This window comes from Actinomadura roseirufa (assembly GCF_900659635.1).
GTDB lineage: Bacteria > Actinomycetota > Actinomycetes > Streptosporangiales > Streptosporangiaceae > Spirillospora > Spirillospora roseirufa.
This window is the reverse complement of sequence record NZ_CAACVB010000261.1, coordinates 1-10,321: the sequence shown is the minus strand read 5'-3', so window position 1 is coordinate 10,321 and position 10,321 is coordinate 1. Positions and strand designations below refer to the sequence as shown.

The window sequence follows — 10,321 nt, the reverse complement described above, 5'->3', positions numbered from 1 at the left end:
CCCGTGGGCCGAGGACGTCGTCCAGGAGACGATGATCAGGGCGTGGCGCAACGTTGACCGGCTGGACGCCCGGACCGGCGCCGGCGCCCGCCGGCCCGGCCGCACGTCCCGGCGACGAGGCGATCGTCACCGGGCTGTATCACGAGTACCACCGGCCCCTGCTCGCCTTCGTGCTGCGGCTGACCGGCGGCGACCGCCCGTGGGCCGAGGACGTCGTCCAGGAGACGATGATCAGGGCGTGGCGCAACGTTGACCGGCTGGACGCCCGGACCGCCTCGCTCATGCCCTGGCTCGCCACGGTGGCCCGGCGTATCGTGATCGACGATCGGCGGTACCGCGAGGTCCGGCCGCCGGAGGTCGGTGACGGCCCGCTGGAGAACCTGCCGATGGCGGACGAGATGGACGGCCTGCTGCACAGGGTCGTGGTGGCCGAGGCCCTGTCGTCGCTGTCGGCCGCCCACCGCCAGGTGCTGACCGAGACCGTGCTGCGCGACCGGACGGTGAACCAGGCCGCGGAGGTCCTCGGGATCCCGGTGGGGACGGTCAAGTCCCGCGTGTACTACGCGCTTCGCGCGCTCCGCGTCGCGCTGGAAGAGAGGGGGGTGACGGCATGAGCCCGCAGGTGGAGCACACCGATGTCGGCGCCTACGCGCTGGGCCTTCTCGAGGACGGCGACCGGCGCGCGTTCGAGGCGCACCTGGACGGCTGCACGCCGTGCCGGGCCGAGCTCGCCGAGATGGCGGGGATGGCCGCGGCTCTCTCCGACGTCGGACCGTTCCTGGAGACGGCCTCGGGGCCGGGCGACGGCGGCGTCCCCGGGGACGCCGTGCCACGTCCCCGGGCCGCGGAGGACGAGCCCGTCCACCGGCCCGCCCATGGGCCCGGCTCCGCGACCGCCGGGCAGGACGAGACGGAGGCGGAGCGGGCGGCCGCGCCGGTCATCGACCTGCTGCGCCGGCGGCGGAGCGCCGAGCGCCGGTTCCGGCGCGGCACCTACCTCATCGGCGCCGCTGCCGCCGCCGTCCTGCTCGCCACCGGCGTGGCCGTCGGGACGAGGGTCGGCGGCGCGCCCGCACCGGTCGCCGACCCGCATTCCGGGCACGGTCTCCACGCCCCCACCCCCGGCCCCGCGCAGGCGCTGGTCCTGTGGGGCGAGCGGCGGGAGGCCAGCGATCCGCGCACCGGCGCGTCCGGGGTGACCGGGCTGGAGGGCAAGGGGTGGGGCACCCATGTGGGGCTTGAGCTGCGCGGGGTCAAGGGGCCGCTGAGCTGTCACCTGGAGGCCGTGTCCCGCACCGGTGAGCGGACGATCGTCACCGGCTGGCGGGTCCCGGCGAAGGGGTACGGCGTGCCCGGCTCGCCCGATCCGCTGATGGTGCACGGCGGCACCGGAATCGCGCGCGGTGATCTCGACCGCCTGGAGGTCCGGATCGACGGCGGCGGAACGCTGCTCACCATTCGCGTCTGACTTGTCGGGGCGGGCCGCACGCGCGCGGCCCGCCACCGTCGCGCGCCCCTCGCGTTGCGTGCCTCTCGCACTCCGCAGCGTACGCGAGTCGTACCGCCCGGGTCGGTTCCCATGCCGCCCCGGGCGGTTTTCGTGCGTTCCGGCTAATGGCCGGGAAAACAAAAAAGAATGTCCCGGCTTTTGAACTCTCCACGCCTGCCGTCCCGTGCGAATAGGTGAAAGGCCATTGCGGCCGCCCACCTTGCCGAGGGTGGAGACGACCCGAGAGACCAGGGGAATTCACCATGTCCATTCGCAGAATCGTGCTGCCCGCGGTCGCCGCCGGAGCCCTGCTCGCCGCCGGGGCCGGGGTCGCGGCCGCCGGGATCACCGGCGCGCCCCACGTGCCCGGACTGCACGGCGGCGGGGAGGGCGGCACGGCCGCCGGGGCGCCCGCCGACGCCACCGCCGTCTACTTCGCCGCGAGCCTCAACGGCCGCAACGAGGTGCCCGTTCCCGGCGGGCCCGCCGTGGGCGACCGCGACGGCACGGCGATCGCGCTGCTGCGCGTCCAGGGCGACCGGCTCTGGTACGCGCTGCGGTGGCAGAACATCGCCGCCCCGACCGCCGGGCACATCCACCTCGGGGCCGCCGGGACCAACGGCGCCATCAAGGTCCCCTTCTTCGGCGGCGCGCTGCCCAAGACCGCACGGGCCGTGTCCGGCACCGTCCGGATCACCGACAAGGCGACGCTGAAGCAGCTGCGCACCGACCCGGGCCGCCTCTACGCCAACCTTCACACCGGTGAGTTCCCCGGCGGCGCGGTGCGCGGGCAGCTGCACCGGCTCACGCGGCCCGCCGACCTCAACGGCGTGCTGAACGGCGCCGCGCCCGCGACCCTGCAGTCCATCGGGGACGGGGCGCAGGAGATCCCGGCCGCCGACGGCAAGCGGACCGGCGACCCCGACGGCCGCGCGACCGGAACCGTCCGCCCGCACGGCGCGATGCTGTCGTGGGGCTTCAGCTGGTCGTCGATCGCGCCGCCCACCATCGGGCACGTGCACCGGGGCGCGCGGGGGGCGAACGGCCCGGTCGCGGCCGACCTGTTCGAGGCGCCGGCGGGGCTGCCGCCGTCCGTCACGGGCCTGGCCGGGATGTCGCCGGTGAGCGCGGGGCTCTCCCAGCGGATCGCCGCGGAGCCCGGCGGCTTCTACACCAACCTGCACACGGCCGAGTTCCCCGGCGGCGCCGTGCGCGGCCAGCTCGCCCCCGCCACGGGCCGCGCCCCCCGCGCGTCCTCCGCCGCGGTGATCCAGGGCGTGCAGATCTACCGGTGCACCCGGCAGGCGGCCGGCGGCTACGCCTTCACCCAGGACAACGTGGCCGCGGTCCTGGAGGGCGGCATCCGGCACACCTTCGCCGCGCCCGGCCCCGCGGGCCCGCCCCGGTGGGCCGCGCCGGACGGCAGCGCCGTCACCGGCAAGGCCGTGATCAAGACCCCGAACGGCGCCGGGAACATTCCCGAGCTCGTGCTCGACGCGACGCGCGCCGGGGCCGGGCGGGGGCTGCTGGCCGGGACCACGCAGATCCTCCGGCTGAACACCGCCGGCGGCGTCGCCCCGTCCGGTCCCTGCGACCCGGCCGCCCGCCCCACGGCCCGGGTCCCCTACCGGGCCGACTACCTCTTCTTCGGCTGACGGCACCGCTTCTCCGGCTGACCGCCCCGAGTATTTTCCGGGGCGGTCTCCGAGCGCGGCCCGATAATCTAGCGGCATGTCCACTCCGCACTGGGCGGCCCCGGTCGCCCGCACCCCGGTCGACGCGACGGTGCCGCTGCCCGGCTCCAAGTCGATGACCAACCGGGCCCTGATCCTCTCGGCGCTGGCCGAGGGACCGGCGGTCATCGTCGATCCCCTGCACAGCCGCGACACCGAGCTGATGGCCGAGGGGCTGCGCGAGATGGGCGTCCCGGTCGGCGAGGACGGCGGAGACTGGCGGGTGCGTCCCGCCGCGCCCGCGGGCCCGGCGATGGTGGACGTGGGCCTCGCCGGGACGGTGATGCGGTTCCTGCCGCCCGTCGCGGCGCTGGCGTCCGGCAAGGTCGCGATCGACGGCGACCCGCGCGCCCGCGAGCGCCCGATGGGCCCGCTCATCGGGGCGCTCCGCGCGCTCGGCGCCGACATCGACGACGGCGGGCGGGGCGCGCTGCCGTTCACCGTCCGGGGCACGGGCGCGGTGCCGGGCGGGGCGGTGACGATCGACGCGTCCGGCTCCTCCCAGCTCGTCTCGGGCCTGCTGCTGGCGGCGCCGCGCTTCGAGAAGGGCGTGGAGGTCCGGCACGAGGGCCCGCCGGTGCCGTCCGCGCCGCATCTGGAGATGACCGTCCGGATGCTGCGCGAGGCCGGTGTCACGGTCGAGACCGCCGAGAACGCCTGGTACGTCGCGCCGGGCCCGATCCGCGCCCGCGAGTGGGTGATCGAGCCGGACCTGTCGAACGCGGCGCAGTTCCTCGGCGCGGCGCTGGTGACGGGCGGCCGGGTCACCGTCCCCGGCTGGCCCGCCGGGACGGCGCAGCCCGGCGACGCGCTGCGCGGCCTGCTCGCCGCGATGGGCGCGGACGTCGCGGCCGGGCCGGACGGGCTGACGGTGCGCGGCGCGGGGGCCGGGCGGTTCCCCGGGCTGGTCGCCGACCTGCATGAGGTCGGCGAGCTGACCCCGGTGCTCGCCGCGCTGGCCGCGCTGGCGGACTCGCCGTCCAGGCTCACCGGGATCGCGCACCTGCGCGGCCACGAGACCGACCGGCTCGCCGCGCTCGTCACCGAGATCAACGGGCTGGGCGGGGACGCCCGGGAGCTGCCGGACGGCCTGGAGATCCGCCCGCGGCCCCTGCGCGGCGGCGTCTTCCACACCTACGACGACCACCGGATGGTGATGGCCGCGGCGGTGCTGGGGCTGGCGGTCCCCGGGGTCGAGGTGGAGAATCCCGGCACGGTGGGCAAGACACTTCCAGGCTTCACGGAGCTGTGGGCGTCGATGCTGACGCCCGCCTGAGAACAGGGACCGGACCACTGGCACGACGAGCGCACGACTACGACGAGGACGACGTCCGGGTGCGGCCCGGACGCCGCGGATCACGGCCGCGCACCCGCCGCCGCCCCGCCCACGAGGACGCCTGCACCGGGTTCGTGACCGCGGTCGACCGCGGCCGGTACCGGTGCCTGGTGGCCGGCGGCACCGCCGGGGAGCGGCCCGTGACCGCGATGCGGGCCCGCGAGCTCGGCCGCAAGGGCGTCGTCGTCGGCGACCGCGTCGCGCTCGTCGGGGACGTGTCGGGCGCCCCCGACACCCTGGCCCGCATCGTCCGCGTCGAGCCTCGCACGTCGGCGCTGCGCCGCACCGCCGACGACACCGACCCGTTCGAGCGGATCATCGTCGCGAACGCCGGCCGGCTGGTGATCGTGACGGCGCTCGCCGACCCGGAGCCGCGGCCCCGGATGATCGACCGGCAGCTCGTGGCCGCCTATGACGCCGGGATGGAGCCGCTGCTCTGCCTCACCAAGGCCGATCTCGCCGACCCCGCCGGGCTGGTCGCCGCGTACGCGCCGCTCGGCGTTCCCGCCGTCGTCACCCGGCGCGGCGGCGACCTGGGCGAGCTGCGCGATCACCTGGCCGGGCACACGAGCGTGCTGGTCGGGCACTCCGGCGTCGGCAAGTCGACGCTGGTCAACGCCCTCGTTCCGGACGCCGAGCGCGCGGTCAGCCACGTCAACGCGGTCACCGGCCGGGGCCGGCACACCTCGTCCTCGGCGCTGGCGCTGGAGCTGCCGGGCGGGGACGGCTGGATCATCGACACCCCGGGCGTGCGGAGCTTCGGGCTGGCGCACGTCGAGCCGGAGAACGTGATCAACGCGTTCGAGGACCTCGCGGCGGGCGCGGCCGAGCGGTGCCCGCCGCACTGCGACCACTTCCAGGAGGACTGCGGCCTGGACGGCTGGGTCGCCGAGGGGCACGCCAGCCGCGCCCGCCTGGACTCCCTGCGCCGTCTGCTCGCCAGCCGCGACGGAGAGCCCGACACCACCGACACCCGGGACACCTGACCCGGACCACCCGCGCCCGCCCGGACTCCCCGCGCCGGCTCCCAGCGCCGACTCCGACGCCCGGGACCGCGTGCCCCGCCCGCCCGGCCGCCGATCCGGCGGATACTCCGGCGGAACGCGGTGACAATGGGGCCCATGGAGCGGCGCGCGATGCTCAGGTCGGCGGTTCTGGGGTCCCTGGCGCTGGCCGGGAGCGCCGCGGGATGCTCCGGTGGCGGCCCGCCCCCGCCGCGCGGCGCCGTCCGCACGCCGCCGTCGCGGCGGGCGGGCCCGCCCGCGCCGGCGGACTGGAACGCGCTCGGCCGCGACCTTCAGGGGCGGCTGGTCAGGCCGGATGACGCGTCCTACGACGCGGCCCGGCGCCTCTACATCCCGCGGTTCGACGGCGTCCGGCCGCAGGGCGTCGCGTACTGCGCGGCGCCCGCCGACGTGGCGGCCTGCGTCCGGTTCGCCGCCCGGCACGGGGTCCCGGTCGCGGTGCGGTGCGGCGGGCACGGTTACGCGGGCTGGTCCACCGGCCCGGGGCTGGTCGTGGACGTCTCCCCGATGGACGAGGTCGCCCGGGACGGCGACCGCGCGCGGGTGGGCGCCGGGACGCGGCTGATCGACCTGTACGACCGGCTCGCGCGGGACGGCGTGAGCGTCCCGGCGGGCAGCTGCCCCACGGTGGGCGTGGCGGGCCTGACGCTGGGCGGCGGCCTCGGCGTGACGTCCCGCGCCTACGGGCTGACCTGCGACGTCCTTCAGTCGGTCCAGGTCGTCACCGCGGACGGGCGGCTGCTGGACTGCGACGCGGGCCGCAACGCCGACCTGTTCTGGGCCTGCCGGGGCGGTGGCGGCGGCAACTTCGGCGTGGCGGTGTCGTTCACCTTCCGCGTGCACGAGGTGGGCGAGGCGACGCCGTTCAGCCTGCGCTGGCCCTGGTCGAGCGCGGCGCGCGTGATCGGCGGCTGGCAGCGCTGGGCGCCGTCCGCGCCGGACGAGGTGTGGACGAGCCTCCACCTCGACACCGATCCCGGCGGGGCCGCTCCCCGCGTCGAGGTCTCCGGCTTCGCGCTCGCGGACGCCGCGCGTCCCATGGAGGCGCTCACCGCCGCCGTCGGCGCCGACCCGGTGGACTCCGGCGCCCGCGGCCGCCCCTACCTGGACGCGATGACGTTCATGGCGGGCTGTGGAGGGAGCACCGTCGAGCAGTGCCACGGCCAGGGTTCGCTGCCCGGCCAGCGTCCCGGGGGCCGCTTCCCCCGGACGGACTACGCCGGGAAGTCGCACGTCGCGTACCGTCCGCTGCCGGGTCCGGCCGTAGAGGCGCTGCTGCGGCGCTTCGAGCAGGGCAACGGCGTGGCCGACCGCTCAGTGCTCATGGACGCGATGGGCGGCGCGATCGGCCGCGTCCGCCCCGGCGACACCGCGTTCCCGCACCGGGCGGCGCTGTTCTGCGTCCAGTACCTGGCGCCCGACGCGCCCTGGCTGCGCGGGACGCACGCCGCGATGGAGCCGTACCTGGGCGGAAACGCCTACGTCAACTACATCGACCCCGACCTGACCGGCTGGGCCCGCGCCTACTACGGCCCCAATCTCGCGCGCCTGGAGCGGGTCAAGGCCGCCCACGACCCCGGCCGGCTGTTCGGCTTCCCCCAGGCGATCGCCTGAGCCCTCAGCCCTGGGAGGGCTCCTCGAACAGGGTGCGCGCCCTGGCCTCCGCCTCGTTCAGCGCCTTGACGTGCTCGGGCGCGAGCTCCTCCACGCAGCGGGTCATCTCCTCGGTGACCTGGCTGAACGCGCTCTCCTCCGCGCCGCGGAGCGCGGCCCGGACACCGGCGGAGCGGGCACCGAGCGCCGCCCACTCCAGCTCCAGCCGGGCGACCGCCTCGTCGAACGCCCGCGCCGTCTCGGCACCGGCCTCCTTCAGCTCCGGCGGGATCGCGCCCCGCCCGGACCTGCGCGTCCGGCTCGACAGCGCGGAGATGCGGCTGGCGAGCGACAGCCCCTCGCGGGCCAGCGGCAGCACCTCGTGGATGAGGTCGGTCACCGCCTTGGCCAGCTCCTCGACGCGGGTCAGCAGCGTCTGCGTCGCCTCCTCCAGCGCCGTGGACGTCCGGGCGGCGACCCGCTCGGCCACGTCCTGCTGCCGCTTCGACAGCGCCGGGACGACGTCGCTGTCGAGCCGCCGCCGCAGTTCCCGCTCGCGGGCGGCCCGGTCCCCCGGCCCCGCCCGCTCCGCCCAGTCGGACCACACCCGCTCGATGCGCTCCTCGCCCGAGGCGGCGATCTCCGCCGTGATCTCCTCCAGCGCCTCACCCGCCCGCGCCTTCAGCCGCTCCACGCGGCCGTACAGGGCCTCCCGCTTGAACGGGTCGTTGAGCTCGTTGAGCTGCGCCTGCAATCGACGGGAGACGTCGATGGCGTGCTCGGCCAGGGGGACGAGTCGGTCGGCGAGCTCGTCGAGCGTCTGCGCCCGGCGTGGGTCGGTCAGCTCGGCCACCCACCCGGGAAGGTCGTGCGCCATGCGCCCCATGCTGCCACCTGCGGGGCCTCCGGACCGCCCACTCCGCCCCGGCGCGCCCCACCCGGCCGTCCGAAAAGCCGTAACCTGCCGGACACCTGTGTTGGCCCAGGGTGCGCTCGCGGTAGCGTGTCACGCCGTGGCGGGCTATTCCGATGACCTGCGTCTCGCGCATGTGCTGGCGGACGGGGCCGACGACATCACGACCAGGCGCTTCCGCGCGCTCGATCTCGACATCGAGACCAAGCCGGACCTGACCCCGGTCAGCGACGCCGACCGCAGCGTCGAGGAGCAGATCCGCGGCACGCTCAAGCGCGCCCGGCCGCGGGACGCGGTGCTCGGCGAGGAGTTCGGGAAGACCGGCTACGGCAACCGCTGCTGGATCATCGACCCGGTCGACGCCACCAAGAACTTCGTCCGCGGCGTCCCGGTCTGGGCGACGCTCATCGCGCTGATGGAGAACGACGAGATCGTCGTGGGGGTCGTGTCGGCGCCCGCGCTGAACCGGCGCTGGTGGGCGGCCCGCGGCGGCGGCGCCTGGACGGGCCGCGACCTCACCCGCGCGACCCGGATGAACGTGTCGGCGGTGTCGGAGCTGTCGGACGCCTCGCTGTCGTTCTCCAGCCTGAGCGGCTGGGAGGAGCAGAGCCGGCTCGACCGGTTCCTCGACCTGACCCGCGAGGTGTGGCGGACGCGGGCGTTCGGCGACTTCTGGTCGCACATGATGGTCGCCGAGGGCGCGGTCGACATCTCGTGCGAGCCCGAGGTCTCGCTGTGGGACCTCGCGGCGCTCCAGGTGATCGTGGAGGAGGCCGGGGGGATGTTCACCGACCTGTCCGGCGTGCCCGGCCCCGACGGCGGCAGCGTGGTGTGCACCAACGGCCGGCTCCACGCCGACGTCCTGCGGACCCTCGGCGGCGGCCAGCTGTCCCTGCGCATCTGACCTCCCTGCGCATCTGGCCTCCCCGGGCGGCTGATCTCCCTGGACTCCCGGCCCGCGGCGGCCCGCCGCTGGCCTCCGGGGGCACTCGCGACATATCGTGGAACGGCGGTCGCGGGACGGCCGTTGTCATGATGGGCGGCCCGTAACGGAGGTACCAGATGTCGACCCAGACCAAATTCGTCGTCGGCGGCGTCGTCGTCGGCTTCCTGACCTTGTTCATCTTCCCCTGGTGGGTGACCGCGCTGATCATCCTCGGCGTCCTCGGGACGCCGGTCGCCGGTTACCTGATGCTGGACCCGTCGCAGCGCAAGCGGGTCCGCGCCCAGGGCCGCAAGCGCCTCGGAAGCTGACCGCGCGGCCGGGCCGGTCCCGCCGGGGGCCGGCCCGGCGCCGCTCAGCCCACGGCGCCGTTCAGCCGGGGGCCGCTCTCCGTCAGCGCGGTGAGCCCCCATTTCCCGGCGACGCGGCCGTACGTCCCGTCCGCGACGAGGCTCGCGAGCGCGTCGAGGACGGGCCGTCCACCGCCCTTCCTGACCCCGATCCCGAGCGGGACGACGCCGGAGGGCGCCCCCGCGACCTGGAACCGGCCGCCCGAGCCGCCCGCCGCGTATCCGGCCATGGGCGCGTCCAGCAGCGCGGCGTCGGCGCGCCCGGCCGATATCTCGGCGAGCACCTCGGCGACGCTCTGGGACGCCGTCCCCTTCGGCGGTGCTTCTCCGGCGTCACGGCACTTCCGTGTCAGCGCCCCGTTCTTGCCGATGTCGTCCTTCTGGGTCGTGCCCTCCACCACCGCGACCCGCTTGCCGCACACCCAGAGATCGTCCGGCTGCCCGGCGCCGGTGGGCGTCAGCAGGCTCGTCCCGCCCTTGAGGTAGTCGACGAAGTCGATCGTCCGCTCCCGCTCCCGCGTGTCGGTCATGCCGGACAGCACCGCGTCGCCCTGCCCCGCCAGCAGCTTGGGAATGAGCGTGTCGAACGTCGTCTGGACCACCGTCACGCGCAGCCCGAGCCGGTCCGCGATCGCCCGCCCCAGCTCGATGTCGAATCCGGTGAGCCCGTGGGCGTCGGTGAACTCCAGGGGCGCGTACGAGGCGTCGGTGAGCACGGTGAAGGTCCCGGCCGCGCGCATGCCCGGCGGAACGGAGATCGTCCCGCCGCCCTGGGGATGGCCGCCGCGCGCGTCGTCCCCCATCACATGGACGGCCGCCAGGACCACGGCGGGCAGCAGCGCGCCGGCCACCAGCGGGGCGGCTAAGCGCCTCCACCGGCGGCCCTCGGGGTCCCTCCCGGCCGCCGGCGCCGGCGGCGCGGGCGGCGCCCGCCGGGCG

10 protein-coding genes are annotated in these 10,321 nt (G+C 75.9%); 8 read left to right on the top strand and 2 right to left on the bottom strand.

Translation table 11 applies throughout. From position 1 onward, the window contains the following. Positions 1–53 precede the first annotated feature (53 nt). From E1291_RS44335 to E1291_RS34075, 6 genes are all read left to right on the top strand, one after another. A complete protein-coding gene (locus tag E1291_RS44335; RefSeq protein ID WP_131742193.1) occupies positions 54–614 on the top strand; it encodes a sigma-70 family RNA polymerase sigma factor in 561 nt (186 codons plus the stop codon). Then, the gene (locus E1291_RS44330; protein WP_131742192.1) at positions 611–1,468 is read left to right on the top strand and encodes an anti-sigma factor family protein; all 858 of its coding nucleotides are present in this window, start codon (positions 611–613) and stop codon (positions 1,466–1,468) included. The genes E1291_RS44335 and E1291_RS44330 overlap by 4 nt, the downstream gene beginning before the upstream one ends. A 284-nt stretch (positions 1,469–1,752) precedes the next feature. Further along, positions 1,753–3,144 (top strand): CHRD domain-containing protein, encoded by a 1,392-nt coding sequence (locus tag E1291_RS34090; RefSeq protein ID WP_131742191.1) that lies wholly within the window; start codon positions 1,753–1,755, stop codon positions 3,142–3,144. Between the two features lie 76 nt (positions 3,145–3,220). Then, a complete protein-coding gene (gene aroA / locus E1291_RS34085) occupies positions 3,221–4,498 on the top strand; it encodes a 3-phosphoshikimate 1-carboxyvinyltransferase (protein ID WP_131742190.1) in 1,278 nt (425 codons plus the stop codon). Positions 4,499–4,515: 17 nt separating this feature from the next. After that, entirely contained in the window at positions 4,516–5,544 is a 1,029-nt protein-coding gene (gene rsgA / locus E1291_RS34080) for a ribosome small subunit-dependent GTPase A (protein ID WP_131742195.1), read from the top strand. 135 nt (positions 5,545–5,679) lie between these two features. Further along, the gene (locus E1291_RS34075) at positions 5,680–7,197 is read left to right on the top strand and encodes an FAD-binding oxidoreductase (protein WP_207401086.1); all 1,518 of its coding nucleotides are present in this window, start codon (positions 5,680–5,682) and stop codon (positions 7,195–7,197) included. 4 nt (positions 7,198–7,201) lie between these two features. Here the strand turns inward: E1291_RS34075 and E1291_RS34070 are convergent, their stop codons facing one another. Beyond that, positions 7,202–8,053 carry a hypothetical protein gene (locus tag E1291_RS34070; protein ID WP_131742189.1) on the bottom strand — a complete coding sequence of 284 codons (852 nt, stop codon included), beginning with the start codon at positions 8,051–8,053 and terminating at the stop codon, positions 7,202–7,204. Between the two features lie 136 nt (positions 8,054–8,189). Between E1291_RS34070 and hisN the strand changes: the two genes are divergently transcribed. After that, a complete protein-coding gene (hisN, locus tag E1291_RS34065; RefSeq protein ID WP_131742188.1) occupies positions 8,190–8,993 on the top strand; it encodes a histidinol-phosphatase in 804 nt (267 codons plus the stop codon). A 158-nt stretch (positions 8,994–9,151) separates the two neighbouring features. Beyond that, positions 9,152–9,343 carry a tail-anchor membrane protein gene (locus E1291_RS34060; protein WP_131742187.1) on the top strand — a complete coding sequence of 64 codons (192 nt, stop codon included), beginning with the start codon at positions 9,152–9,154 and terminating at the stop codon, positions 9,341–9,343. 44 nt (positions 9,344–9,387) lie between these two features. Here E1291_RS34060 and E1291_RS34055 read toward each other — a convergent pair. Continuing rightward, the coding region (locus E1291_RS34055; protein WP_207401085.1) for a transporter substrate-binding domain-containing protein at positions 9,388–10,321 on the bottom strand (934 nt) is incomplete at its 5' end.